Annotated in this window: 23 protein-coding genes and 1 tRNA gene; 9 read left to right on the forward strand and 15 right to left on the reverse strand. The window is 56.7% G+C overall.

Annotated elements, in window-relative coordinates; genetic code table 11:
- Positions 1-259 precede the first annotated feature (259 nt).
- The 4 genes from DIT72_RS14525 to DIT72_RS14540 all read left to right on the forward strand — a co-directional run bounded on the left by DIT72_RS14525 (position 260) and on the right by DIT72_RS14540 (position 3,689).
- Positions 260-1,153, forward strand: a complete 894-nt coding sequence (locus DIT72_RS14525; RefSeq protein ID WP_168355067.1) for a DUF2971 domain-containing protein — start codon at positions 260-262, stop codon at positions 1,151-1,153.
- Between the two features lie 993 nt (positions 1,154-2,146).
- A complete protein-coding gene (locus tag DIT72_RS14530) occupies positions 2,147-2,704 on the forward strand; it encodes a recombinase family protein (RefSeq protein ID WP_135955958.1) in 558 nt (185 codons plus the stop codon).
- A gap of 110 nt (positions 2,705-2,814) precedes the next feature.
- Positions 2,815-3,303, forward strand: coding sequence for a ribonuclease HI (rnhA, locus tag DIT72_RS14535; protein WP_135955959.1), 489 nt, complete (start codon positions 2,815-2,817; stop codon positions 3,301-3,303).
- Between the two features lie 197 nt (positions 3,304-3,500).
- Positions 3,501-3,689, forward strand: coding sequence for a hypothetical protein (locus DIT72_RS14540; RefSeq protein ID WP_135955960.1), 189 nt, complete (start codon positions 3,501-3,503; stop codon positions 3,687-3,689).
- Positions 3,690-4,307: 618 nt separating this feature from the next.
- Here the strand turns inward: DIT72_RS14540 and DIT72_RS14545 are convergent.
- On the reverse strand, positions 4,308-5,648 hold the full coding sequence (locus DIT72_RS14545) for a DUF6538 domain-containing protein (RefSeq protein WP_135955961.1): 1,341 nt from the start codon (positions 5,646-5,648) through the stop codon (positions 4,308-4,310).
- 131 nt (positions 5,649-5,779) lie between these two features.
- Positions 5,780-5,856 (reverse strand) — tRNA-Arg (locus DIT72_RS14550).
- Positions 5,857-5,942: 86 nt separating this feature from the next.
- Between DIT72_RS14550 and DIT72_RS14555 the strand changes: the two genes are divergently transcribed.
- A complete protein-coding gene (locus DIT72_RS14555; RefSeq protein ID WP_135955962.1) occupies positions 5,943-6,650 on the forward strand; it encodes a TIGR04283 family arsenosugar biosynthesis glycosyltransferase in 708 nt (235 codons plus the stop codon).
- Positions 6,637-7,275 carry a TIGR04282 family arsenosugar biosynthesis glycosyltransferase gene (locus DIT72_RS14560; protein WP_135955963.1) on the forward strand — a complete coding sequence of 213 codons (639 nt, stop codon included), beginning with the start codon at positions 6,637-6,639 and terminating at the stop codon, positions 7,273-7,275. Before DIT72_RS14555 ends, DIT72_RS14560 begins: the two co-directional genes overlap by 14 nt.
- 6 nt (positions 7,276-7,281) lie before the next feature.
- Here the strand turns inward: DIT72_RS14560 and DIT72_RS14565 are convergent, their stop codons facing one another.
- Together DIT72_RS14565 and DIT72_RS14570 are read right to left on the reverse strand one after the other, a co-directional pair.
- Positions 7,282-10,134 carry an insulinase family protein gene (locus tag DIT72_RS14565; protein WP_135955964.1) on the reverse strand — a complete coding sequence of 951 codons (2,853 nt, stop codon included), beginning with the start codon at positions 10,132-10,134 and terminating at the stop codon, positions 7,282-7,284.
- A 25-nt stretch (positions 10,135-10,159) separates the two neighbouring features.
- A complete protein-coding gene (locus DIT72_RS14570; protein ID WP_135955965.1) occupies positions 10,160-10,459 on the reverse strand; it encodes a hypothetical protein in 300 nt (99 codons plus the stop codon).
- A gap of 375 nt (positions 10,460-10,834) precedes the next feature.
- On the opposite strand from DIT72_RS14570, the gene DIT72_RS14575 reads away from it, so the two are divergent.
- Positions 10,835-12,820 (forward strand): SDR family oxidoreductase, encoded by a 1,986-nt coding sequence (locus tag DIT72_RS14575; protein ID WP_135955966.1) that lies wholly within the window; start codon positions 10,835-10,837, stop codon positions 12,818-12,820.
- 58 nt (positions 12,821-12,878) lie between these two features.
- On the opposite strand, the gene rnt is transcribed toward DIT72_RS14575, so the two are convergent.
- Together rnt and pyrC are read right to left on the reverse strand one after the other, a co-directional pair.
- Positions 12,879-13,535, reverse strand: coding sequence for a ribonuclease T (gene rnt / locus DIT72_RS14580; RefSeq protein ID WP_135955967.1), 657 nt, complete (start codon positions 13,533-13,535; stop codon positions 12,879-12,881).
- A gap of 59 nt (positions 13,536-13,594) precedes the next feature.
- A complete protein-coding gene (gene pyrC / locus DIT72_RS14585; RefSeq protein ID WP_135955968.1) occupies positions 13,595-14,632 on the reverse strand; it encodes a dihydroorotase in 1,038 nt (345 codons plus the stop codon).
- 163 nt (positions 14,633-14,795) lie between these two features.
- On the opposite strand from pyrC, the gene DIT72_RS14590 reads away from it, so the two are divergent.
- Positions 14,796-15,716: a flagellar protein MotY gene (locus DIT72_RS14590; RefSeq protein ID WP_135955969.1), complete on the forward strand. Its 921-nt coding sequence runs from the start codon at positions 14,796-14,798 to the stop codon at positions 15,714-15,716.
- Positions 15,717-15,733: 17 nt separating this feature from the next.
- On the opposite strand, the gene DIT72_RS14595 is transcribed toward DIT72_RS14590, so the two are convergent.
- Positions 15,734-16,660: a histone deacetylase family protein gene (locus DIT72_RS14595; protein WP_135955970.1), complete on the reverse strand. Its 927-nt coding sequence runs from the start codon at positions 16,658-16,660 to the stop codon at positions 15,734-15,736.
- Between the two features lie 172 nt (positions 16,661-16,832).
- Between DIT72_RS14595 and DIT72_RS14600 the strand changes: the two genes are divergently transcribed.
- Positions 16,833-19,577, forward strand: a complete 2,745-nt coding sequence (locus tag DIT72_RS14600; RefSeq protein WP_135955971.1) for a bifunctional acetate--CoA ligase family protein/GNAT family N-acetyltransferase — start codon at positions 16,833-16,835, stop codon at positions 19,575-19,577.
- 10 nt (positions 19,578-19,587) lie between these two features.
- Here the strand turns inward: DIT72_RS14600 and rdgC are convergent, their stop codons facing one another.
- From rdgC to DIT72_RS14640, 8 genes are all read right to left on the reverse strand, one after another.
- On the reverse strand, positions 19,588-20,517 hold the full coding sequence (gene rdgC / locus DIT72_RS14605; protein ID WP_135955972.1) for a recombination-associated protein RdgC: 930 nt from the start codon (positions 20,515-20,517) through the stop codon (positions 19,588-19,590).
- A 111-nt stretch (positions 20,518-20,628) separates the two neighbouring features.
- Entirely contained in the window at positions 20,629-20,829 is a 201-nt protein-coding gene (locus DIT72_RS14610) for a DUF2788 domain-containing protein (protein WP_135955973.1), read from the reverse strand.
- 26 nt (positions 20,830-20,855) lie between these two features.
- Entirely contained in the window at positions 20,856-21,626 is a 771-nt protein-coding gene (gene yaaA / locus DIT72_RS14615; protein ID WP_135955974.1) for a peroxide stress protein YaaA, read from the reverse strand.
- 12 nt (positions 21,627-21,638) lie between these two features.
- Positions 21,639-21,872, reverse strand: coding sequence for a glutaredoxin family protein (locus DIT72_RS14620; RefSeq protein ID WP_135955975.1), 234 nt, complete (start codon positions 21,870-21,872; stop codon positions 21,639-21,641).
- Positions 21,872-22,621 (reverse strand): YciK family oxidoreductase, encoded by a 750-nt coding sequence (locus tag DIT72_RS14625; protein ID WP_135955976.1) that lies wholly within the window; start codon positions 22,619-22,621, stop codon positions 21,872-21,874. Before DIT72_RS14625 ends, DIT72_RS14620 begins: the two co-directional genes overlap by 1 nt.
- 21 nt (positions 22,622-22,642) lie before the next feature.
- Positions 22,643-23,320 (reverse strand): HAD-IA family hydrolase, encoded by a 678-nt coding sequence (locus DIT72_RS14630; protein WP_228260831.1) that lies wholly within the window; start codon positions 23,318-23,320, stop codon positions 22,643-22,645.
- A complete protein-coding gene (ubiG, locus tag DIT72_RS14635) occupies positions 23,317-24,045 on the reverse strand; it encodes a bifunctional 2-polyprenyl-6-hydroxyphenol methylase/3-demethylubiquinol 3-O-methyltransferase UbiG (protein ID WP_135955977.1) in 729 nt (242 codons plus the stop codon). The genes DIT72_RS14630 and ubiG overlap by 4 nt, the downstream gene beginning before the upstream one ends.
- 33 nt (positions 24,046-24,078) lie before the next feature.
- Positions 24,079-25,419 (reverse strand): TRZ/ATZ family hydrolase, encoded by a 1,341-nt coding sequence (locus tag DIT72_RS14640; protein WP_135955978.1) that lies wholly within the window; start codon positions 25,417-25,419, stop codon positions 24,079-24,081.
- Positions 25,420-25,528 lie beyond the last annotated feature (109 nt).

The raw sequence follows: 25,528 nt of genomic DNA on the forward strand, positions 1-25,528 counted from the left end.
GAGAGATCATCTGGTGGCACTCGAGATGGGTCGGGACGGGGAATAGCAAGTAAGGATGGTACCCCCGGCAGGATTGGTTACCTTGTCTGGCACCTCTAACCTGCTGAATATTAAGGCTCAAACTGCGACGTTTTTTAGAATGTAACACAGTATGTTGCACATGATATACACTGGAATTGAATATACGCGTGGGTGATCGAGAGTTTTGAGTTAATTGTTCCATCCTCGCTTAGCTATGGTTCGCTCGAAGGGAGGAGGAGTGCCTGATCTAATCACGGTATTTAAGTTCAGGGAGGGGAACGTCAGAGACCTTGATGCTTTCTTCAACGATTATCTTTGGTTCTCCTCGTTAGGAGCATTGAACGACCCGTATGAGGGCTTTGCTCATTTTTATTCGGAAGGTGTAACTGATGGTTTGAGAGTCGAGTTTCTCAAAAAGGTCTACGCTACCGAGTCTGAAGAAAAAAACCCAGAGAAGGTCGTACAGGACCTGTATATGGAACACCTCGAAAAGGGAGAGAACGGCTTTGCTGACTATGTTGATGGTCAGGCAATAGCTTACCTCCGCGATTTCCACGAAGCTCAAAGAGACGAGATAGCTGTGTACTCTTTGTCCGTGTCGCGTGGAGACGATGAGCAGATGCCATCTCCGCTAAACAATATGCAAATGTGGGCGCACTATGCAGGGGGATTCAAAGGTTTTTGCATTGAGTTTGATTACGGAAGGCTCCTGAAATCCCTCAAGGAGAAAAATGCAGGTAAGATAGCAACTTCACCGATACATTACGCGGATGACCAGCGGCTACCAAGAGTTTCTGTCAAGCAGCTTATGGAGAGTTACCTCAGCGACGAGCACGGCGCCTTGTCCATAGAGATTCTCAAAGCCTTTGCAACGAAGCAGTACAGTTGGGCTTATGAAAACGAAGTCCGGGTATTAGGTGATGTTCAAGGCAAAATGTTCTTCGACCCCTCTTGCATTCGTGCCATCTATGTTGCCTCGCCAATGCCGGAATGGTCGAAGACTTTTCTTTGCGCTGCCGCATCATCTAAGGGTTCCCACATCAAGGTTTATGACGTCGGGCTTCACTCTGAGTTTTATCAATTTGGTATTCGAGAAATACTTCGGACTGATGAGGATGATGAGGTGTGTTGAGCTAAGGCGTATCTTCGTTTGGGGTCTAAGTGCAGTTATCAGCCGTCCGTTACCGCTGAGCCTCCGATGGGAAGGGTGCAGGCACAATCATCTTGAAGAAAATGACTCAAGGTGTCGCTCAGTATTCACATTGAGGGTGTTCGAAAGGTTTATATCAAAGAAATTTGAGCGTGTAATTATAAAGAGTCGAAGCTTGAATTACCCCCATACCCCCCCTAACTCAGGGCCAGGAGCGGGTAAGGGGTCTTACTTTATAGCCACATAACGTGGGCTTTCTGTTCGGCGACTGGTTCCAGTTCAGGCTGTCTAGCTTCTGGTCCGCTTGGGGTGATCGGCAAGATCAGCACCAGGTAAAGCATCAGGGTTCTGAGCGTTCGCCCACTCACCCAGATTGATATCCCGTCTCTAGGAGGGGTAATATCAGGTTGTCGTCGCTCGACACGTCGAGTATGACGATGGAGTAGTGGCATATGGGTTCTCCTCTAAAGTACCTTTTGCCGTGCTTCAATGGACACATTGCGACTGGCGTCGGCCAAACTTCAGTCGCAGGCCTGCCCGGGGGAGACCTCGGGTTAGGCGTGTCCATTACCTTACCCTTCAGCACTTGTTTCCACTTCTGTATTTCCTGCTCAAGTCCTTCTGTGCCGCTGATGTACAAACCTTAATGTAACCTTCTGGTTAAAGACAGGGGGAGAATGGTTAAGGTTCATTAAATTGTGTGCGGCGGTGGTGTTGGGTTCGGTGTATCACCCTGATTTTTAGTTGAAAATGGTATCTTTCCACAGGGATGTGTACCGAGTATGAGTTGCGGTGCACAGTCCAAGGTTGAGCTACCCCGCGTGTCCAGGTGAGTAAGCATGTCTGACACGCTCCTCTCCATGTTCTCGGCCCTTGTTTCTTCGTGTCCAACAAAATCGGATTTTAATTTATTGACACTATGTAAAGGTGAGCCTTAGACTAATTTGGACATAACAGTTCACTGAGGGTTACCGCTTGAACGGACATCACGTTGCCTACATCCGGGTCAGCTCTGTTGACCAGAACACAGACCGCCAGCTTGCAGACGCTGGTATTGAGTTTGATATGACCTTTACTGACAGGGTCAGCGGCAAGGATAGAAACAGGCCTGAACTTCGGGCATGCCTTAAGCACATACGAAAGGGTGACTACCTCCACGTCCACAGTATCGACAGGCTCGCCCGGAACATGGTTGACCTTCTGGAAATCGTTGAGGAGGTGACCGAGCGTGGTGTGACCATTCAGTTCCACAAGGAGAAGCTGGTTTTCACTGGTGAGGAGAACCCCTTTCAGCGTCTCCAGCTTCAGATGATGGGAGCCTTTGCAGAGTTTGAGCGTGCCATGATCAACGAACGTCAAAGGGAAGGCATTGCTGCCGCCAGGAAGAAAGGTAAGCAGATCGGGGCGAAACCAAAGTTGACCCCTGAACAGGTCGAAGAGATAAGGAGCAGGGTTACAGCCGGAGAGCAGAAGAAGGCGCTGGCTCATGAGTTCGGCGTCAGTCGACAGACCCTTTACACAGCCCTGGCTTGATACGTACTCCTACCTACCTGACCTCCTGCCCAGTTTTTTTGTCGGACCAAAGAACGAACCCGCCGCATCACCTCGCGGCATAACCGACAGAAAGGCAGGAGGTCATCATCATGACAACGAACACATCTACTATCACCATTCACACAGACGGGGCATGCAAGGGCAACCCAGGGCCTGGCTCTTGGGCTGTGATCATTGAGGACGAGCATCAGCGCCTATTCCTGGCAGATCGAGTACCTGAGACTACAAACCAGAGGATGGAGCTCACCGCTGCAATCAAAGCGTTGGAGACCCTGAAGCAACACGCAGGCAGGCCCATACGGCTGGTCACAGACAGCCAGTTGCTCGTCAAAGGCATGACGGAGTGGCTGGAGGGCTGGAAGGTCAGGGGCTGGCGAGGCTCAACAGGTAAGCCTGTCCTGAATCAAGCCCTCTGGCAGCAACTGGACGTCCTGAGCCAGGGACACACTATTTCCTGGGAGTGGGTCAGAGGACACAACGGCCATCAGGGCAACGAGGAAGCCGATGTTTTGGCCAACCGGGCACTGGTTGAAGGGCCTGTCTGCAAGAGGGTGTTTCTTGACGCTGGAGCGGCCTGAGAAGGCCTGCAGTGGTGTCATCTTATCTCAGCAATAGGCGAGTAGCCTGAAGGCTCAAACCCCTCTCCTAGGCCTTTTAAATCAGTAGGGTAGAAGTAGTCTCGACCTCGGAACTGCTAACGGAATCTTAACTACTCCTCCCTGAAATCTCCGGCTATCTTCGTCAGCCTAAACAACCAGCACAGAGGAGTATTCGCATGGACATGACGATACTGGTTCAAGACTTTATCCTTCCCACCGTTGGCCGTGGAGACGTACATAACCCGGAGTCAATCAATAACCATACCCGTTGGGCGGCTACCGATGATGAGCTTGTATTCCTGACCCACCGTTCCAACGGAAAGCCGGCTTTTGAGGCAGGCGGTGTGTTCTTCGCTGGCAGCTAATTGAATGACCCCGAGAAATGTTGGGCTCGCAGGCCTTGTGCTTCTTGGGGTCAACATTTTGTCGGACCAAAGGATAGAGATACCTGAAGTATGACAGGCAGTCATGCTGAAGACCCGTATTCAGTTCATCTGAATGACCATTGCTACTGGGGGGAGCACTGGTTCTGGGGGGGGTAGGGGGGGTAACTTAAAGTTATTACTAAAAGCTCTGTTACTACTAGCTTTGTTTCCTCTAGTTCCTATTACTAATAGTCATAACTCGTGGTTAAACCTCTGGTTACAACTTGGAGTCAAACTACAGGCTGAGGCCTGGGGTGTTCTCCAAGTCAGACAGGGGATATGTTCACGAGCCTCTGCCTCCGGTGAGTAGAGCCACTGAGGTCACCACCAGTACCAGTTCAGCGACCCCTGGTAGTAACTCTGGGTCTAACCCTGAGGCAGCGATTAGTCTTGCTTCTTGTGGTTACTCAGGGTCTTGAGTCAGAGCCTGTGTATGCTCCTGACCCCCGGTAGGAGTAGAACTGGTCAACTATCATCTGGCATGAGCCAAGCGCCCGACCTCTTGCCATACCTTTCAGCCCCACTTGCGGTTAACTCCGTCGGTGGGGCTTTTTTTTCTTACTGAGAGTCAGCTGACGAGCTGAGGCAATCAACTGGAATGGCGACCTGCTGAAGAGCTTCTTGTTTCTTTCTCAATGCTCGTCCCTTGCCGTAGTCGTCCTCTGTGTCACTTTTTCCGTGCCCCACGATTGCTCCTCTAGCGTCCTTGGTCACGTCGGCATTTCTGAGCCTGTCTATCATGGCGTGACGAAAGCAATGGGAAGTAATGGCCCATGCCTTCAGTCGCTTATTGGTGGCTGCGGATGCTGTGTCATTGCCTCTGGGTTTAGCGTAGTTCGGGAACAGGGCTTCATGTCCGCCTGCGTGAGCTGCTACGGCCCTTTTGGCTGCATGGAGTGCCACACCTACCAATGGGACGAGACGCGCTGACGAGTCGTTCTTCAGTGTCCGCCACTCGTTGTCTTGCAGGTTGATGTGCGGTACCTCATGGTCAAGCACAACGTCACTTAGCTTGAGGCCTGAGATTTCACCTACTCGTGTACCCGTCTCCATTTGCATCAGAATAATCACAGCGGTGGGGGAAGGGTCATTCAGGAACCTTGAGGCTATCTCCATCAGTTCTGTATCTGTGGGAACCTTCTTGTCCTTGGCGTCTTTGCCTTCGTTGGGAATGCTGACAGAGCTGAAGGGATTTGGCCTATTCATCTCGGTCTCGGTAATGCACATCTGTGCAATAGCCCTGAGCTGCCTCAGCTCCCTTCTGACCGTTCCTGTGACCATGCCATCAGCTAACCGATGGTCAATGTAAGTTCTGACGTGCATCCGTTTGAGGTCTGAGAACGGAATATCTCCCACGACCTCGACGAACTTGTTCCAGTACCGCTGGCAACGTTCAATAAACCGGGAGTCATTGGCCTTCTTGTGTTGTTGCTCGTAGTAAGTGAAGACTCTGGACAGTCGTAGCTCCTTGGGGTTCTGAAGGCGCTTCAAGGCCTCCTGTTCAACTGGAGTCAGGAACTCTTCAACCGGAGCGTGCTCGTAGGTTTCCCAGCATTGACCGGCGTAGGCTTGTCTTTTGGGTTCAGCCACGGCATCGACGAAGGAGTCGAGGGTCAGGTATCGCTCGGCCATGCGGGCAGCAGCGTTCATGGTCTCCCTTGGGGTAAGGTTGTTCCCCTGGCTCAGGGCTACGAATTCAGCTTTGTAGGTCCGTGCAAAGCGTTCAGCCTTATGCATGGCTACCGTCAGTTCATCCGTTTTCAGCGAATGGCGTATGCTCCGCTTACCGTAGTGGGTGACCAATTCGGTGGGGACTCGCATGACAAATTGGTAGATGTTGCCGCGCTTCTGGAGGTACTTCGTTTTGATGGACAAGGCATAACCCAACTTCACTATCACTGCATACCGCTCCTACAATGGGAACCGGCAAGCTACGGCTGATGTATCACGCCGTGTTGCCACTTTGTATCACAGTGAGCCTATGGAATATCGTTCAAGACCTTGAAAAAGCAGGGTTTCTCGCTAATCTTTGGTACCCCCGGCAGGACTCGAACCTGCTACCTTCCCCTTAGGAGGGGGACGCTCTATCCAGATGAGCTACGGGGGCATCTATGCAAGAAGGGCGGTATGATAGCGGCCTGAAGCCTGTGGCTCAAGGTGTGTTGCGGATTCGTCGTTTATTCCGGGGGTGTTTTGTCTGAATCGCTTTCGCTGAGTGTCATCGTGCCGGTATGGCATGAGGCTGCTACCATTCAGTCTTTTCTGCAGTCGCTGCAGCCGGTCCGGATGGCCGGGCATGAAGTAATTGTTGTGGACGGGTGCAGTGATGATGGTACGGCTGATCTGGCCGCGCCCTGGTGTGATCAGGTGCTGACCTGCGATAAGGGCCGCGCCTTGCAGATGAACGCGGGGGCGGATGCGACAGGCGGTAACGTGTTGTTGTTCCTGCATGCCGACACGCTGTTACCCGCTGCCGCCATTGATCATCTTGAGCGCTTTTTCAGTAGTCCGGAACAATGGGGGCGTTTTGATGTGCGACTCAGTGGCCAGCGTGCCATTTTCCGGGTGGTGGCCTGGTTTATGAACAAGCGCAGCCGGCTGACGGGCATTGCCACGGGCGACCAGGCAATGTTTGTTCGTACGCCGGTGTTCCGGGCACTGCAGGGATTTGCTCCAATTCCGTTAATGGAAGACGTGGAATTGAGCAAGCGGCTTTGCAGCCTTTCACGGCCGTACTGCATCAAGGAGCCGGTCACAACAGATAGCCGGCGGTGGGAACACGGGGGTGCCTGGCGCACCATTTTTCTTATGTGGAGGTTGCGGTGGCGGTATTGGCGGGGTGAATCCCCGGAATCGCTTGCGGCAGCCTATCGGGCGGATGTACGACATGCAAAGAGTTGACCCGGAGTCGGTTCTGGTTATGCAGTTTGCCAAGTGGCCGGAAGCAGGGCGGGTTAAAACCCGGCTGATGCCGGAGCTTGGTGCCGAGGGGGCGATGGATGCCCATGTGCGGCTCAGTCTTGCCGTGCTTGAGAATCTGGTTGCCAGTGGCTATGGCGTCCGCTTTTTGTGGGATCGGCCCCTGGATCGCGCACCGGCCGCTGCCTTGCCGATTATCGAGCAGCTTACAAGCTATGAAGTGGATCAGCACTGGCAGCAGGGCGGTGTGCTTGGCGAACGCATGACACAGGCACTGGAATCAGGCTTGCAGGAATCCGGCAAGGCAATGATCGTGGGCAGCGATTGCCCGTCGGTGGACGCAGATTACGTACGGCTTGCAGTTGCCGCGCTGGACGAGGTGGATGTGGTGCTGGGGCCATCGGATGATGGTGGCTACGTACTGATCGGTGCCCGCGTGCTTGCCCCGGATATGCTGGCCGGTGTGGCCTGGGGTACGCAAAATGCCCTGGAGCAGACTCGCGACCGGCTTACTCAGTCCGGTTTGACGTATGCACTGCTTCCGGAAAAATGGGATGTGGATGAGCCTGAAGACTGGCGCCGGTTTCTCGGCCAGTCTTCAGGCTGAGCTGCTTCAGGCGTCAGGGACGCTTGGGCGCTGCATCAGTTGGCTGATAACGTCGTTGTTGTCGGGAGCATCGTCAGCGGTAAATACGCGCAGGGCTTTTTGCCGCTCGATCACCTGCTCTTCCAGGGTTTTGATCAGGGTTTCATGGCTCACCCCGTTAATGGCTTCTGCCAGTTTTTCCCGTGAGTCAAAGCCGGTTTGGCCCCGGTCGATCTCTCGCCAGTAGCGCTCGGATATTTCTCCCAGGCGGCGGTCCTGCTCCATCAGGTTACTGATGACAGCCTCCTTCTCCCGTTCCAGATCCTGTTCAGACATCTGTGCAAGTGTGCTTTTGAAGGTTTGCGAAAACTCCCGCACTGCTTTGTCGATTTTTTCACTGCTGGCTTCCGGAGACTGCACCACAAAACCCAGTGCCGGGGTTTCCAGCATCTCGAAAGGCGTGGCATACACGATGTAGCCGAGCTGGCGGTTGGTGCGTAACTCCTCGTAGAACGGGCTGCTGATAATCTGGCCCAACAGCCGGAAAGCAGCGCGCTCCTCAAAGCTGGTGTCTTCACCCTGAACATACAGGGTGTAGCCGGTATCCGGGTGGTCCACTTGCAGGGGCAGGACTGTCTCTTCTTCCGGCAGAGCCCGTACCTCGCTGCGCTCGACTTCTGCCAGTTCACTGTCATCCAGCACCATGGCGTGAATGCGATTGGTGAGGTTGAGCGCCGAAGCCCGGGTCATGTTGCCATGGACCAGTAACACCGGGTCGACCTGCGCCAGAAAGGCATCGGCAAAGGATTTGAGTTCATCCAGTGTCACCTGCCGGGCAGCCTCGAGCTTTTCTTCCGTGCTCCAGGCGTCTTCGATCAGCAGGCTCTGGATGAATTCGGAGGTCTGTTGGACCGGGCGTTCCTTGGCCTTGTTCTGAAGCTGGTCGATCATGTTCTGCCGGGCGATGTTGAATCGTTGCTTGGTCAGCTCCGGTTCGGCCACCTGGGTCAGCAGGCGTGCCATCAGTGTATGCAACTTGTCGCTGTAGCCGCCGACACGAACAGTAATACCGCTAAGGTGCGGGTAGATGCTGTAATCCAGCCCTGCCAGCTGGGCCGGGTAGGCCCAGGCGTTGACGTTGGTGTTGATGGCGTCCACCAGCAATGTCGACAGCACATTGCTGCGGGCCGACGCCCGGGTGGCCGGTGTGCGCAGGCTCAGGTAAACGTTCGCTTTGGGTGTTTCAAAGCGGGTATCCCGGGCGTACCAGACGTCCATGCCACTGACGGTTCCCATGGAGACAGGTTCGTCCATGGTGGGGCCGGGGACCATTCCCAGTTCTTCCGGGATAAACGGGTTTTCCAAAGGCAGTGCCAGGTTGGCTGCCAAAGGATTGCCGTCGGCAGTAGCGACGGCCCGGGTGTCCAGCGGTCTGATTTTATAGGCGGCCTGGTACCACTGGGTCAAGCTGGGCGACCGGAGGTCCGGTTCAGGCTCCAGCACGGCAACCAGCGCATTGTCCGGCGTCAGGCGCTCAAGAATGGCCCGATACTGGGCGGGGGAGTATTCTTCCATCATCCAGGGTGCCTGCAGAACATCTTCCGGCGCCACATGCCGCATTTGCCGCGACAGATGCATGACTTCCTGGATCGGCCGGTTTTTCTCGCGGAAGCGGAAGTCGATTTGCGCCAGTTGTTTCATTTCTTCAAAACGCTGCCTGGCAATGCCTTCGTTGCGCACCTTGTCGATGTAGGCAAAGGTAAGTTCAAGGATCTTCTCCTGCTCTTCCAGGCCCTCCGGCGTCAGTGACATGTTCAGTTCCAGCGTGGCGTCTTCGCCGGTATCCATGCCTGTACCGGCAGAGAGGCTTTCCACAAGCCCTGCCTGTTTCAACACGTCAAACAGGCTGCCCGGACCTTCGTGGCCCAAAAGGCTGGCAACGTAGTTGGCTGGCTTGTCGCGGTAGTTTTCCTGCTGTGAAGGAATCGGAAAGCTTAGCCCCAGGGTGCGGATATCCTTCAGCGCATCGACGTTCAGGTGGGCGGGCAGGGTGCCCGGGCTGAACAGTGGCTCGTCGTGCACCTCGGCGGTCAGGTTGCGGTTTTCAATGCGGTCAAACCGGCCGCGCACCATGGCCTCCAGATCATCCAGCGACTGCGGCCCATAAACTGCCAGGGTCATCAGGTTGGATGAATAGTGCTGCTCCCAGAACTCGATCAGGTCCGGGCGCAGGGGGCGTTCTTCAGTGTTCTCCAGAGTCGTGAGATTGCCAACGGCAAACTGGTGGAAGGCGTGTTCAGGGTTGCTGATCGCCTTTTTTACCGAGTAGAAGCGGCGGCTGTCTTCCTTCAGTTTGGAACGGAATTCGGAGTGAACGGCACGGCGCTCGCGGTCAACCAGTTCCGGCGTGAACAGAGGTGAGGAGAACTGTTCCGCAAAGCGGTCAAGGGCGTCCCCGAAGTATTCGGCCTGCACATCGAAAAAATAGTTGGTGTCCCGGAACGACGTGAAGGCGTTATGGCTGCCACCATGGCTCTTGATGAACTGCTGGTATTCGCCCGGGTCAGGGTATTTTTCGGTGCCCAGAAACAGCATGTGTTCGAGGAAGTGTGAGAGGCCTTCCCGGTCAGCCGGGTCATCTCCGCTGCCAACGGCTACATTCATGGAGGCCGCAGCGTTGTCAGACCCGGGCGCGGAAACCAGCAGTACCCTCAGCTGGTTGTCCAGCTGAACATAACGGTATTCATTGTCGTCGTTGGGGCTTTTTACAGGGTTGGTGCTGGCCAGTGCTCCTGAGCTGAAGGCGAGAAGGAGTAACAGCAGAAACCCTTCTTTCAGACTGAGGAATCCTTGGGCAAATCCATGAATGCCTGGGTGCATAGTGCCTCTCATGTTCGGTGGATAGTCAGTGAATCAGTTCGTTGCGGGTGCTTTCCGGTTGCTGGTCCAGAGTCTTTTTCGCCAGGCTGGCGGCGGCGTCTGCATCAAGCTGACCGGAAGCGATGCGTTCGAGAACGGTGCCCATCACTGCCACAGACTGGCGATAGTCAGCGAACTCGGCCTGGAAAGCGTGGTCAATGGCCTGGTAAACAGCCTGGATTTTCTGTTCTCTGGTGCCGGCGTCCGCCGCCGTATCATTGATGGCCTTCAGGCAGGCGCGGGCGATGGCAATGTAACGTTCAGCGTTAGGGTCGTCTTTTTGCATAGTCGGGATTCCGGAAACGGAGGTTAAGACAGAAGCTGTCATGAATGGTTCCGATTATGTCACCGCTCCTGACAGGTTTCATTTCCTGTCTGTAATGGTAGGCATTTGCGGGCAGGCTGCACACCATGTGCTAGTCTCAATTTCAGGATGTCGGGCGGGCAAGCGCATCGAAGTGCGCTTTCCCTGGCAGGACTAGAGTATTGGCTCTAGATAAAACAAAGGGTTACAGAGTAAATGCTCTAAAAAAGTCCGATACATGAGGGTTGCATTGAAGTACAATGCCGGCTGCCGGGATGGTATAAGACTTTGGTCTAATGCTTCGGCTGGCAGCACAGGGATAAACAACAATTGAGCAACAAGCAGGGTGGACTATCAATGAATTACTTTCTGACGGGTGGCACCGGATTTATCGGCCGTTTTCTCGTTGAAAAACTGCTGGCTCGCGGCGGCACAGTACATGTACTGGTGCGCGAGCAATCACAGGACAAGCTGAACCATCTCCGGGAGCGCTGGGGCGCGGACGAATCCCGGGTAAAAGCAGTGATCGGCGACCTTACCAGCCCCAACCTGGGGATTGACGCCAAGACGATGAAATCGCTCAAGGGTAAAATTGATCATTTCTTCCACCTTGCCGCGGTTTACGATATGGGCGCTGACGAAAAAGCCCAGCAGGCGACCAACATCGAGGGCACTCTAAGCGCAGTACAGGCAGCAGAAGCCATGGAAGCCGGCTGTTTCCACCACGTTTCCTCCATCGCCGCGGCCGGCCTGTTCAAGGGCACCTTCCGCGAGGATATGTTTGAGGAGGCCGAAAAGCTGGACCACCCCTACCTTCTGACCAAGCACGAGTCGGAAAAGGTCGTTCGTCAGAGTTGCAGGATTCCGTTCCGGATCTATCGTCCGGGAATGGTCATTGGCCACTCGAAAACCGGTGAGATGGACAAGGTCGACGGGCCCTACTATTTCTTCAAGATGATCCAGAAAATCCGCCACGCACTGCCGCAGTGGATGCCGACCATTGGTGTTGAAGGCGGGCGCCTGAATATCGTTCCGGTGGATTTCGTAGTCAATGCCCTGGATCACATTGCGCATCTGGAAGGCGAGGACGGCAACTGTTTCCACCTTGTGGACTCTGATCCTTACAAGGTGGGCGAGATCCTCAATATTTTCTCCGAGGCTGGTCACGCGCCCCGGATGGCCATGCGTATCGATTCGCGGATGTTCGGGTTTATCCCGCCCTTTATCCGCCAGAGCCTGAAGAATCTGCCGCCGGTCAAGCGCCTGACAACAGCGTTGCTGGATGATATGGGTATCCCGCCCTCGGTGCTGTCGTTTATCAACTACCCCACGAAGTTTGACGCCCGGGAAACCGAGCGGGTCCTGAAGGGTACCGGCATCGAAGTGCCGCGCCTTGAAAGCTACGCTGCTGTAATCTGGGATTACTGGGAGCGGAACCTGGACCCGGACCTGTTCAAGGACCGCACCCTGCGTGGCACCGTTGAAGGTAAGGTCTGCGTGATCACCGGCGGTACCTCCGGCATCGGTCTGGCGACTGCGGAAAAGCTTGCGGACGCCGGTGCCATTCTGGTGATCGGTGCGCGCAAGAAAGAACGCCTGATGGAAGTGGCTGCCCAGTTGGAGGCCCGGGGTGGCAATGTTCACGCCTACCAGTGTGACTTCGCTGAAATGGAAGACTGCGACCGCTTCGTAAAAACGGTGCTGGACAACCATGGCCACGTGGATGTTTTGGTTAATAACGCAGGCCGCTCCATCCGTCGCTCCCTGGCGCTGTCGTTCGATCGTTTTCACGATTTCGAACGCACCATGCAGCTCAACTATTTTGGCTCGGTTCGTCTGATCATGGGCTTTGCACCGGTCATGCTGGAACGCCATCGTGGCCACGTGATCAATATTTCCTCCATTGGTGTATTGACCAATGCGCCCCGGTTCTCGGCCTATGTGGCTTCGAAGTCCGCGCTGGATGCGTTCAGCCGCTGTGCGGCGGCAGAATGGTCGGATCGCAATGTGACCTTTACCACCATCAATATGCCACTGGTAAAGACCCCGATGATTGCACCCACCAAAATCTACGATTCGGTGCCCACGCTGACACCGGAGGAAGCTGCCGACATGGTGGTGGATGCCATTGTCTACCGGCCCAAGCGCATTGCCACGCGGCTGGGTGTTTTTGCCCAGGTATTGCAGGCACTGGCGCCAAAGATGGGCGAGATTGTGATGAACACCGGTTACCGTATGTTCCCGGATTCGCCGTCAGCTGCAGGCAGCCGCTCGGGCGAGCGGCCGAAAGTCTCCTCTGAACAGGTGGCATTCGCCGCGATCATGCGGGGTATTTACTGGTAGTACCCGCCGGTAAACAGGAACCCCGCTTTCGGTTCGGAAGCGGGGTTTTTTGTAGCCGTTATGCAGATTCGGCCGGAACGGGAGGCGGTGGAAAGCCGCCAATCTCACGCCATCGGTTTACGATGGCGCAGAACAGGTCAGCGGTCTTCTCGGCATCATACGCGGCCGAATGCGCTTCCTTGTTATTGAACGGAATGCCCGCCAGTTTGCACGCCTGGGCCAGTACGGTATGACCATAGGCAAGCCCTGCCAGGGTTGCGGTGTCAAACGTGGAAAAGGGGTGGAACGGGTTGCGGCGGATATCCGAACGCAGGGCCGCAGCGAATACGAAATTGTGGTCAAAGGTGGCGTTATGACCCACCAGCACGGCCCGCTTGCAGTCGTGGGCTTTGACCGCTTTGCGAATCGGTCCGAATATTTCGCTCAGGCCTTCCCGCTCGGGAACCGCTTCACGCTCCGGGCTCCAGGGATCTATGCCCGTAAAATCCAGCGCTGACTGCTCCAGATTGGCGCCTTCAAACGGGTCAATCTGCTGCACGTGAGTCTCGGAGCGTCTCAGCCAGCCGTCTTCGTCCATGGTCAGTATGACTGCAGCGATTTCCAGCAGGGCATCCTTATGGGGATTGAAGCCTCCCGTTTCCACATCGACCACGACAGGCAGAAATCCGCGAAAGCGGCGGGACATGGGATGCGGTTCTTTGTTTTCGTCGGTCACTTGAACTCCCGGAGTGTCGGGCCAGGATTATCCGCCTGGCCTGAAGAAAGATTACGGAATTATTCGGCTAAAAGGCGCCATCTCAGGCTTTCACCGGCTTTCAGGGGAACAATGGTGCCATCGGCCAGGGGCAGTTCACGGGGCATTTCCCAGCTGTCCCGCACCAGAGTAACGGTATCCGGGTTTCGTGGCAGTCCATAAAAATCGGCCCCGTTGAAACTGGCAAAGGCTTCCAGCTTGTCCAGAACGCCCAGATCTTCAAAGATCTCGGCATACAGGGATAGGGCGCTGTATGCCGAATAGCAGCCGGCACAGCCACAGGCGGCTTCCTTGCGGTCCCTGGCGTGCGGTGCCGAGTCGGTGCCGAGGAAAAAGCGCCGGTCGCCGCTGACGATGGCATCCCGCAGGGCCTGTTGGTGCCGGTTGCGTTTCAGAATGGGCAGGCAGTAAAGATGAGGGCGAATGCCACCGACCAGCATATGGTTACGATTGTACATCAGGTGCTGGGGCGTGATGGTTGCCCCCAGGTTGCCACCCTCATGACTGAGGACCAACTCTGCAGAGTCTGCAGTGGTGATATGTTCAAGAACAACCCGCAGGGCCGGAAAGGCTGCAAGTGTCGGCGTCAATACCCGCTCCAGGAAAACCTTCTCCCGGTCAAAGATATCGATTTCCTGGTCGGTTACTTCGCCATGGACCAGCAACAACATGCCACAATCGCTCATGGCTTCCAGTACCGGATAGATGTTACGTATATCGTTGACACCGGAAGCGGAATTGGTGGTGGCGCCGGCAGGATAGAGCTTTGCGGCAACCACTCCGGCCGCCTTCGCCTCGCGGATCTGTTCCGGTGTGGTGGACTCTGTCAGATACAGGGTCATCAGCGGGTCAAAGTCATGGCCGTTGGCTGCATCCATTATTCTGTCGCGGTAGGCGAGGGCCTGCGCGGCATTGATTACCGGCGGCACCAGGTTGGGCATGATAATGGCGCGGCCGAAGCAGCGGGCCGTGGCAGGCACCACGTCTTTGAGAATGTCACCGTCCCGGACATGAAGATGCCAGTCATCGGGCCGTGTAATTGTGATCTGATGGGTCATTGATGGTTTCCGGCTTGCCGGGGCATTTGCAGTGCTTGCCCCTTAAAAAATTCTGGCGGAATTATATCAGAAGCTGTCGCCGATTGTTTCCGGCAAGAATGCTAAAGAATACTTCCCGCTGGCCGTTAACAAACCAGTGAACCTTCTTTGACGGACTGATGGTATGGCACGAATTCCAGCGTTTCTGCGCGATGCAGCTATCGCCAGTGCATGCTCTTTGCTGGCTGGCGCCAATACGGCGCAGGCCGCGACCTATGGCGCGGGTATCGAGAACAGCCAGTGGTATCTGTCGGAGTCTGTCTTCGAATGTACCCTGGTGCATCAGGTTCCGGGTTACGGTCGAGCCGTTTTTCGTCACCGGGCCGGCGAGTCCCTGTCCTTTTTCCTGGAGTCGGAAACGCCGGTGATGCGCCCCGGCCGGGGTATGCTGATTGTGGAGGCTCCCTCCTGGCGCCCGGGAACAGCTCCCCGTTCCCTGGGCCGGGTAAACGTGGATGACAGTCGCCGCCCGGTTTCGCTGGATTCGCGCCTGGCGATGACGCTGGTTCAGGGCCTGCTCGAAGGGATGGACCCGACGGTTACCCGTGAGTCCTGGTATGACGGCAGCCCGGTTCGCGTGAAAGTCTCCAACATCAACTTTGCCGGCCAGTTTTCTGGCTACCGTTCCTGTACCTCCGGTTTGCTGCCGGTGAACTATGACCAGGTCAAGCGCTCCCGTATCCCCTTTTCCTCCGGTAGTACCAGCCTTTCCGCAGCAGACAGGGAGCTCCTGGACAACATAGTGGCGTACGTTCAGGCCGATTCCACCGTTGAGCGCATTTTTGTAGACGGCCACACGGATAGTAGCGGCAGCCGTATCGACAATCGGGCGCTTTCCGAAGAACGGGCCAATGTAGTGGCGGATTACCTGATCGAAGAGGGCATTGATGCCGATATGGTGACGGTCAGGGCCCATGGGGACCAGTATCAGGTGTCACGCCGCCCGGCGGATAACCGGCGCACCACGATCCGCCTTCAGCGGGAAGGCGAGCGGCCCGATTTGCAGCAGGCCAGCGGCTATAACGCCGCGACGCCTAATACCTGATGTGAAACCGGGCATTTTCAGCAGATGGTATTGAGCACTTCAAGGTGTGTATTAACGCTTTCTGCCAGCGCCTTCAGATGGTAGCCCCCCTCAAGTGTTGATATGATCCGGTCATTGGCGGAGTCGGCAGCAACGCTGGTGATCATTTCCGTCAGCCAGCGATAGTCTTCCACTTCCAGATTCAGTTCTGCCATCGGGTCCAGCCGGTGGCCATCAAACCCGGCGGAAATCAGCACCAGCTGCGGGCGGAAATCCTGCAGCCGTTTGAGCCATGCCGCTTCCACGGTTTTGCGATATTCGTCGGCAGAGGCCCCGGCCTGGATCGGCGTGTTGATGATGTTCTCCGCCTGGCGATGCACGTGCGAGTGGGGGTAGAACGGATGCTGGAAACTGGAGCACATCAGAATGCGCTCATCACCCCCCACTATATCAACCGTGCCATTACCCTGGTGCACGTCGAAATCAATGATGGCGATGCGTTCCAGATGGTGGAAGGTCAGGGCGCGCATGGCTGCCAGGGCAATGTTGTTATAGAAGCAGAACCCCATGGATTTGCTACGCTCGGCGTGGTGTCCCGGCGGCCGGGCACACACGAAAGCATTGGTCAGCTGGCTGCTGAGTACCATGTCTACCGCTTGAACGCTGGCACCGGCCGCCAGGCGGGCGGCTCTCAGTGTATCTGGCATGATGGCAGTGTCCGGGTCGACATACACCCGCCCCCGGGTTGGCTGCATCAGGTCCAGCTGGTGCAGGTAGCGTTCAGGATGAACGGTCAGTAGCTGGTCCCGCGTGGCTTCATCCGGTCTGACCCAATCCAGTTCCTGCGCCAGGCCGGTATCTGCCAGGTAACTGATAATAGCCGCAAGCCGTTCCGGGGACTCTGGATGCTCCGCCCCCATGGTGTGTTTCATGCAGTCGTCGTGAGAGAAAAATCCCGTTGTCATGCTGGTCCCGAACGTTCTGGTTGTGCTTGTATTTTAGCCAATATTATCAGGGATACGGTACCTTTGCCGTGTTTCTTTGGTCTTATAGGATCGATAGACATTTTACATCCCCGGACAAGGGCCTAAGATAGGACCTAGATCCGTCCGGTCGATTCGCAGCAAGGAGCAACGCTTGAGCACCCGATACCTGGAAAGCCTTTTCAATCCCTCTTCCATAGTGGTTGTCGGCGCCTCGGAGCGGGCGGATAACCTCGGCGGCATGGTGCTGCGGAACCTGATGGGTGGTGGTTACCCCGGCCAGTTGCTGGTGGTCAACCAGAACGATTACGATAATGTGCACGGTGCGCCCTGCGTCAAGAAAGTGTCCCGTATGGGGTTCAGCCCGGATCTGGCCATTGTCTGTACGCCTCCGGATACTGTACCAAAGGTGATAAAACGGCTGGGCGAAGCCGGTGTCCGCACCGCAATAGTGATGACCGGCGGCATGTCCCGCAGCCACAGCAAGACCGGTCAGCCGTTGATGTATTCGGTGCGCGACGCGGCACGGGAAACCGGCATCCGGGTGCTGGGCCCAAACACCATTGGTCTGATGGTTCCCGCCCGAAGCCTTAACGCAACCTATGCCCATATGGGCGCGATTCCGGGAAAAGTGGCCTTCGTAGGCCAGTCTGGCACCATCGCCAGTTCAATAGTCGACTGGGCGTTCGCCCGGGGGGTGGGTTTCTCCTACTTTCTGACACTGGGCGACGGCATGGATATTGACCATGACGATCTGATCGACTACCTGGCCCAGGACACACAGACCCGCGCCATCCTGTTGCATATCGAAAATATTCCCAATCCGCGCCGTTTCATGTCCGCTGTCCGTGTGGCTTCACGCACCAAGCCGGTGATTGCGGTGAAAAGCGGCCGGGTGCCTGAGTCGGAGTGGTTTCACCATGAGCTGCCAGCCGGCCTGACCCGCAGTGATCCCATCTATGATGCCATGCTTCAGCGAGCCGGTGTTCTGCGTGTGGATGGCCTCGGGCAGATGTTCGACGCTCTGGAAACTCTTACCAGAATGCGTCCGTTGCGGCGGGAAACCCTGGCGATCATGGCCAACGGGGTTGGCCCTGGAGTGCTGGCGGTGGACCGGCTGGCCCATCTCGGTGGCGAACTTGCAGACTTGTCCGGCAAGTCTGTTGATGCCCTGGCGGAGGCATTGCCTCCTTACTGGACCCGTAAAAACCCCATTGACCTGGGTTATGACGCCTCGCCGGAGCTCTACGCCAGGGCCATCAAGATTCTCGCGAAGGACCCTGAAGTTGCCAATGTTCTGGTGATGTACGCACCGACCCTGACCCAGGACAGCCTGCAGATTGCGGACGCAGTGGTGCAGGCGTCCAAAGGCACGCGTATGAACGTGTTCACCTGCTGGCTGGGCCAGAGCACAGTGCTGGATGCCCGTGATGAGTTTTACCGGGCAGGGCTGCCATCGTTCTTCAACCCTGAAAAGGCAGTCACGGCGTTCATGCAGCATGTACGTCACCAGCGTGTGCAGCGGCTGCTGACGGAAACTCCGGAGTCGTTTACCGATCACTTCGCCGATCACACGCAGACACGTAGGGTCGTGATCAATGCCATGCGCTCGGGCCGCAACCATCTTTCCAACCGGGAAGCCCGGGATCTGATTCAGGATTACGGTATCAATGCCGTGGACACCATCTACTGCGACGATATGGAAGAGGTGCTGGAGGCTTTTGCGGTGGAGCGCCGGCCGGTGGACATTACCCTCATTCACGAGCAGGCGTGTCACCCCCTGATTGAACTCAGCCCGGGCCAGCGCCGCTATAAGGGCACGGTCCAGAAGCTGAACAGCGAGGGGGCGATCATGGACTCCTGTCGCTTTCTGATGGAAGAGTACCAGAAGCACTATCCTCACAGTGGATTTCTGGGGTTCGCGGTTCAGCGCTCGTATCAGCATGTTGGCGGCATAGAGTTCAGCGTTGGTATCACCCGCGACAAGCTTTTCGGCCCGCTGGTGGTGTGCGGTGCCGCCGGTGCCCAGATCAACGTGATGACGGACCGCCAGATTGCCCTGCCACCACTGAATATGGTGCTGGCACGGGAGTTGTTGCGGCGTACCTACATGTACAAGCTTCTTAAAGAGCACAGCCTGCAACCGGAAGAGGATATTCGCGCGGTATCGGAAACCCTGGTAACCCTGTCCCAGATCGTCATTGATATTCCGGAAATACGCGGGCTGGAAATTTCCCCCTTGCTGTTCAATGAGCAGGGCACCGTCGCTGTAAACGTAGCCATTGACCTGGCGGAAAAGCCGGGACGGCCCATTATCCAGCCTTATCCCCGGGAGCTGGAAGAGTGGATCCTGCTACCGAAGTCTGGCCGCCGCGTGATTATCCGGCCGGTACTGGCAGAGGACGAGCCTGCCCATCGCGCCTTCCACGAGCTCCAGTCCCCGGAATCCATCCGCTATCGCTTCTTCCAGTATCGCAAGCATTTCTCCCGGGAAGACGTGGCGCAGATGGTCCAGATCGACTATGACCGGGAAATGGTGTTTGTTGCCAACGCGCCCCGTGAAGATGGCGAAGGCGAGGAAACACTCGGAACCGTTCGAACCTGGACGGATGCCGACAATTTGCGGTGTGAGTTTGCGGTAATGGTGCACGACAAGATGAAGGGTGAAGGCCTGGGTGTGGCATTGATGCAGAAAATGATCGACTACTGCCGCGCCAAGGGTACCGTTGAAATGGTGGGCAATGTACTGCCGGACAATCGTCCGATGCTGAAATTGGCCGAGCACCTGGGTTTCGAGATCCACTACAACCCGGAAGAGGAAGTGATGGATCTTACCCTGGTGCTCAACGAACCGGAAAAGGACTGGCAGCGCGAGCGCCTGGAGCAGACGTCCCACTGACTGATGGTTGTCAGCTTTCTTCCACAATGGCGGAGCGGTCTTCGCCGCCAAGAGCCTCCAGCAGGCCGGGGATCAGCCTGGCCAGTTCCAGTGTCATCAGCGAGAACGCAGCATCGAAGCGCGCCGCCGCGTCATCTGCACCCACATCATCCAGCTTTTCCTGCAGGGTATCGCCGAATTTCAGGCGTCGAATTCCCAGTTCCTCATCCAGCACAAACGACAGGTTATCGTCCCAGGTTACCGACAGCTTGGTGACCTGCATGCCGGCATCAAGATGGCTGCGGATTTCGTCGCCCTGAAGCTCCAGGCCTTTGCAGCGAACGACGCCGCCATCTTCTGACGAATCTTTCAGTTCGCATTCGGTACCCAGCTCAATACTCGCGGGCAGATCGATGGATTCATTCAGCCAGCCGGTGAAGGTGAACGCCGGCGCCTGTTCCACGGCGGGGGGGCGAACGGGTAGTGAGCCGAGGCTTTTGCGAAGGGCGGAGGCAAGGTCTTCTGCCTGTTTGGCAGAGCCGGCATCCACAACCAGAACACCGTCGGCCGGCGCCAGATAGGCGTAACAGCGGCGGTTCTTGGAAAAGGCCCGGGGCAGCATTTCCAGCATCACTTCATCTTTCAGTTCGTCTTTTTCCTTGCGCCGCACCTTGCGATGCTGCTCGGTCTCGATCATTTCGGCCTTCTCATCCACCAGTTCCTTTACAACGGATGACGGCAGCAGTTTCTCTTCTTTGCGCAGGGCAATCAGGTGATAGCCACCGGCGCTGTGGACCAACAGGTCGCTGTGTTTGCCCATGGGCGAAACCCAGCCCTGGCGCGAGGTCTCCTGGGGGCCACAGGGCTTGAAGGCATCGGCCTGAAGCTGTTCTTCCAGGGCTTCGGCGGTTATTTCGAATGGCTTGGTAAAACGGAATACGCGGGCATTACGAAACCACATGGTCCGGGTCCTTGTTGGTTATTGGCTGATGTCGATATTGAGAAAGGGGAGGGATGATACGGCCACCGGTCAGTGGCCGTAAAGTGACTGCTGTGAAATGTGGTCGCCGCCTCAGATCTGCAAGATTTCAACCAGCACGGTCTTTACGATAAAGCCCACCACACCGGCGCCCAGAATGGTGAACAGGGCAATGGTGCCAAACCGGCCTGCCTGCGATTTCTTGGCCAGGTCCCAGACGATAAAGCCCATCCAGACAATCAGGCCGGTGAGCAGGACCAGCATGGCCAGCTCGGAAAATACAGCTTCACTCATTGATAACTCCGGGTTTTGTGAAAGGTTTACTGCTCGTCCCGCAGGAACACCCAGTTGTCAGCACTGGACTGCTCTTCGCTGAAACGGTAACCCTCAAGATCAAAGCCCTTGAGATCATCCGCCTGGCTGATATTGTTCTGGATGGCGTAACGGCACATCAGGCCCCGTGCCTTCTTGGCGTAGAAACTGATCATCTTGTACTGGCCGTTTTTCCAGTCTTTGAACTGGGGGGTGACCAGGCGCGCGTCCAGCTCTTTCTTGCGCACGCTCTTGAAGTATTCGTTGGAGGCAAGGTTCACCAGAACCCCGTCATCGGCCTTCATCAGGCGGTTGAGCTCGTCGGTAATCTTGCTGCCCCAGAATGCGTACAGGTCCTTGCCCCGGTGATTCTCCAACCTGGTGCCCATTTCCAGGCGGTAGGGCTGCATCAGGTCCAGAGGTTTCAGAACCCCATAGAGGCCGGACAGAATTCTCAGGCGCTGCTGGGCAATGTCGAATTCCCTGTCGCTGAAGCTTTCCGCGTCCAGACCGGTGTAGACGTCCCCCTTGAACGCCAGCACGGCCTGGCGGGCATTCTCGAGCGTGAAGGGTGTGTGCCAGGTGCGGAAGCGCTCTGCATTGAGCTGCCCCAGCTTTTCGCTGACCCCCATCAGGTTACTGATGTCATGGGGTTCCAGTTCCTTGAGCTGGTCCACCAGTTCGCAGGCGTCGTTCAGAAAGTCCGGCTGGGTTGCTTTGGTGGTGGCCAGCGGACTTTCGTAGTCGAGCGTTTTTGCAGGAGAAATAACCATCAACATGTCGGGCAATCCTCATCGGAGAAAATTCAGTAGCTGGTCGCTGGTAAACGGCCAGTCCAGCTCCTCGCCAGTATCGTTGCGGCGCAGGACCGGAATCCGCGTGCCGTAACGTTCCACCAGTTGCGCGGACTGGGCGATGTCCACAGCATCCACGGGGATGGGCTCGGGCATGGGCGTATTCACCAGCAGGGCTTCCGCCAGTTCGCACAGGTGGCATTGGGACGTGGTATAGAAAATCAGCTCCATTACTTGGGCTGTGCGTCTATCTGTTGACCATTCAGATCCCGGCTCTCGGGCCCCATCAGGTACAGGTAAACCGGCATCAGCTCTTCCGGCGCGGGATTTTTCCGGGGATTCTCCGCCGGATAGGCCGTTGCTCTCATGTTGGTACGGGTCGCACCCGGATTGAGACTGTTTACCCGTACATTATGGCGGTCATCATCGAGTTCATCTGCCAGCATCTGGCTGAGCCCCTCAATCGCGAACTTGGAAACCGCATAGGCTCCCCAGTAAGGCTTGGCACGCCGGCCGACACCGGAAGACGTGAAAATCACCGAGGCATCGGCGGACTTGCGCAGCAGTGGAATCATCGCCCGGCTCAGCAGGAACGGGGCCGTGGCGTTTACATGCATCACCTTGTTCCAGATTTCGGGATCGTAGAGCTCGATGGGGCTGCGGGTTCCGAGGATGGCAGCGTTGTGAAGCAGGCCATCCAGACGATCAAAGTTGTCTTCGATCGTCATTGCCAGCTCTTCGTAGTCCTTCACCGCAGCACCCTCGAAGTTCAGCGGTACGATGGCAGGTTTCGGGTGGCCGGCGGCTTCTATTTCGTCATACACGGATTCCAGCCTGGACACGGTACGTCCGACAAGGATCACGGTCGCGCCATGGGCCGCATAGGCCTTTGCGGCCGCCCGTCCGATGCCGCTGCCGGCACCGGTTACCATGATGATGCGATCTCTCAGCAAGTCAGCCGGTGCTTGATAATCCTGCATTCTGTGTCTCCGTTGGGAACTCTATTGTAACAGTTTTGCCAGGTCGCTGACGGTGTCAGCCACAATGTCAGCTTGCCACAGGTCAACCGCCTCTGGCTGTTCGATATAACCGTAACGAACGGCAATGGTTTTCATGCCCGCGTTGCGCCCGGCCTCAATGTCGCGCTCGTGATCACCTACATATACGCTGGTGGCCGGGTCGGCACCCACTTCGCGGCAGGCCAGGATTAACGCTTCCGGGTGGGGTTTGCGGTGGGTGACATGGTCGGGACAGATCAGAATCGAGCAGCGCTCTCCCAGGTCCAGGGCTTCGATTAATGGCGCAGCGAAGCGAACCGGTTTATTGGTGACAATGCCCCAGGGTATATTGCGGATTTCCAGATCTTTCAGGATGTCGTCCACACCTTCGAACAGGGTGGTTTCCACAGCCACACCGGCTTCATAAAGATCTAGAAATGCAGTGTGCTTTTCCAGATAGTCCGGGTGATCCGGTTCAAGGCCAAAGCCCACCCGGATCATCGCCCTGGCGCCGTTGGACACCGAGCGGCGGATATGGGGCGCCGGCAGTGCTGGCAGGCCGTGGGCCTGCCGCAGTTCATTCAGGCAGCGAATGAAATCCGGCGCGGTATCAATCAACGTACCGTCCAGGTCAAACAGGACGGCAGATGGTGCCGGCAGAGCTGAAGGTGCTTTTGTCACGACGGCTCGGCTTCCTCGCGGCTATCCATGGCATGCATCATGTAATTGACGTCCACATCCCGTCCCAGGCGATAGACTTTGGTGACCGGGTTGTAGGTCATGCCGGTGAGTTCGCGGATCTCCAGCCCGGCATGGCGAAGGTGGTCGGACATTTCGGAGGGGCGGATGAACTTGCGCCACTCGTGAGTGCCCTTGGGCAGCAGCCTGAGTACATATTCAGCGCCCACGATCGCGAACAGAAAAGACTTGGGGTTGCGATTGATGGTTGATACGAACAGGTGTCCGCCGGGTTTCAGCATGGCAGCACAGGCCTTGATGACGGAGGCGGGGTCGGGTACGTGCTCCAGAACTTCCAGGCAGGTGACCACATCGTACTGGCCGGCGTGTTGCGGATCCTGAGCCAGTTCCTCAACCGTGATCTGTCGGTAATCCACCTTGATCCCGCTTTCCATGCCGTGGAGCCTTGCTACGGCCAGCGGTGCCTCACCCATGTCGATTCCGGTCACGTGGGCGCCCCGCTGTGCCATGCCCTCCGACAACAGGCCACCGCCACAACCCACATCCAGAGCGCGCTTTCCTGCCAGGGGCGCGCGCTCGTCAATATAGTTGAGGCGCAGGGGGTTGATATCGTGCAGCGGGCGGAACTCGCTGGTGGGGTCCCACCAGCGGCTGGCCAGTGCTTCGAATTTGGCGATTTCATTGTGATCTACGTTCTGATTGCTCATATGCAGTTCTGCCTGATAACGGAAAGGTCGGCGTCAGCTCGATTGCTGCTCGCGAATACGGTCTGCCCAGCCCTGGACGCGGAGCATCAGGTCTGGTACGTCAATACGGGTCAGTTTGCCTTCCTGTACCTGAGGTACGCCATTGATCCAGCTATGGGTTACCTGGCGACCATGGTTGCTGTACACAAGGTGTGAGGCGGCGTCATACACCGGCTGCAGGAAAGGATCGCTCAGGTCTACAGCAATGATATCTGCCAGTTTTCCGGCTTCCAGTGATCCCAGCTCATGGCCGCGCCCCAGTACCTGCGCACCCTTGATGGTGGCCATTGCCAGCGCTTCATGGGCGGATAGTGCAGAGGCGTCTGCGGCCACCACCTTTGCCAGCATCGCGGCCGTGCCCAGTTCGCCGAACAGATCCAGGTCGTTGTTGCTGGCGGCACCATCGGTGCCAATCGCGACAGTGATCCCGGCTTCGAGGAATTTCTGTACCGGGCTCAGGCCGCTGGCCAGCTTGAGGTTGGATTCCGGGCAATGAATTACGCGGGCGCCGCTCGCCTGCAGCAATTGTATGTCCGAGTCATCAACCTCGGTCATGTGGACGCACTGGGTTGCGGGGCCCAACACTCCAAGCTCTGCCATGCGTGCGGTTGGCCGGAGGCCGGTTTTTTCCACCGCATCGGCTACCTCGGAGGCGGTTTCATGCAGATGTATCTGGATGGCCGCACCAGTACTTTGTGACAGGGCCGCGGCTTTTTTCAATGGCCCGTCGGACACTGTGTAAGGGGCGTGAGGGCCGATGGCGGGCATGATAAATGGATCATCCTGCCACTGACGGATGAACTCCTCGCCCTTGGAGAGATATTCGTCCGGCCCGGAGCCCCAGGGTGTCGGGAAGTCCAGCAGGGGAAAGCACACCTGGGCACGCATACCGGCGTCCCTGGCAAGCTGGGCGACAATTTCGGGGAAGAAGTACATGTCCGAAAAGGTGGTGGTGCCGGTACGCAGCATTTCCGCCATCGCCAGCTGGGTGCCGTCGGCGACGAAGGTTTCGCTGACAAATGCGCCTTCGGCGGGCCAGATGTGGTCATTCAGCCAGGCCATCAGTGGCAGGTCGTCTGCCATACCACGGAAAAGCGACATGGCGGCATGGCCATGCATATTGATCAGGCCCGGAAGGATTACATGATCGTGCAGATCAATGGTTTCCCTGGCACGGAAACGGGCATCGGCTTCTTCCTGCGAGACCACCGCAGCAATCCGCTCGCCCTGGACAAGCACCGCCTGGTGGTCCAGAACCACATTTGCCGGCTCCATAGGGATAAGCCAGCGTGCGTTGATGCGAATATCTGCTGCGGTTATGGTATCTGCCGTCATTTACCCTGCCCTGGCCGGACCGCCCGGGATCTGTCCGTGCAGCCGAAGAATGTAGCTCGAAAGTATAGCGACCACCCGGCCCGAGAACTACCCTGGGGGGCTGAGTTTG

The sequence above is a fragment of the Marinobacter orientalis genome, assembly GCF_004792665.1.
Taxonomy (GTDB): Bacteria; Pseudomonadota; Gammaproteobacteria; order Pseudomonadales; family Oleiphilaceae; genus Marinobacter; species Marinobacter orientalis.

What these genes read in the sequence shown, in the direction of transcription:
- DIT72_RS14560 (WP_135955963.1), top strand. Translation starts at nt 6,637, where the DNA reads ATGCAAAGAGTTGACCCGGAGTCGGTTCTGGTTATGCAGTTTGCCAAG.
- DIT72_RS14640 (WP_135955978.1), bottom strand. Translation starts at nt 25,419, where the DNA reads ATGACGGCAGATACCATAACCGCAGCAGATATTCGCATCAACGCACGC.
- pyrC (WP_135955968.1), bottom strand. Translation starts at nt 14,632, where the DNA reads ATGACCCATCAGATCACAATTACACGGCCCGATGACTGGCATCTTCAT.
- rnhA (WP_135955959.1), top strand. Translation starts at nt 2,815, where the DNA reads ATGACAACGAACACATCTACTATCACCATTCACACAGACGGGGCATGC.
- ubiG (WP_135955977.1), bottom strand. Translation starts at nt 24,045, where the DNA reads ATGAGCAATCAGAACGTAGATCACAATGAAATCGCCAAATTCGAAGCA.
- DIT72_RS14540 (WP_135955960.1), top strand. Translation starts at nt 3,501, where the DNA reads ATGGACATGACGATACTGGTTCAAGACTTTATCCTTCCCACCGTTGGC.
- DIT72_RS14595 (WP_135955970.1), bottom strand. Translation starts at nt 16,660, where the DNA reads ATGACAACGGGATTTTTCTCTCACGACGACTGCATGAAACACACCATG.
- DIT72_RS14575 (WP_135955966.1), top strand. Translation starts at nt 10,835, where the DNA reads ATGAATTACTTTCTGACGGGTGGCACCGGATTTATCGGCCGTTTTCTC.
- rdgC (WP_135955972.1), bottom strand. Translation starts at nt 20,517, where the DNA reads ATGTGGTTTCGTAATGCCCGCGTATTCCGTTTTACCAAGCCATTCGAA.
- DIT72_RS14590 (WP_135955969.1), top strand. Translation starts at nt 14,796, where the DNA reads ATGGCACGAATTCCAGCGTTTCTGCGCGATGCAGCTATCGCCAGTGCA.
- DIT72_RS14625 (WP_135955976.1), bottom strand. Translation starts at nt 22,621, where the DNA reads ATGCAGGATTATCAAGCACCGGCTGACTTGCTGAGAGATCGCATCATC.
- DIT72_RS14620 (WP_135955975.1), bottom strand. Translation starts at nt 21,872, where the DNA reads ATGGAGCTGATTTTCTATACCACGTCCCAATGCCACCTGTGCGAACTG.
- DIT72_RS14610 (WP_135955973.1), bottom strand. Translation starts at nt 20,829, where the DNA reads ATGAGTGAAGCTGTATTTTCCGAGCTGGCCATGCTGGTCCTGCTCACC.
- DIT72_RS14565 (WP_135955964.1), bottom strand. Translation starts at nt 10,134, where the DNA reads ATGCACCCAGGCATTCATGGATTTGCCCAAGGATTCCTCAGTCTGAAA.
- DIT72_RS14570 (WP_135955965.1), bottom strand. Translation starts at nt 10,459, where the DNA reads ATGCAAAAAGACGACCCTAACGCTGAACGTTACATTGCCATCGCCCGC.
- yaaA (WP_135955974.1), bottom strand. Translation starts at nt 21,626, where the DNA reads ATGTTGATGGTTATTTCTCCTGCAAAAACGCTCGACTACGAAAGTCCG.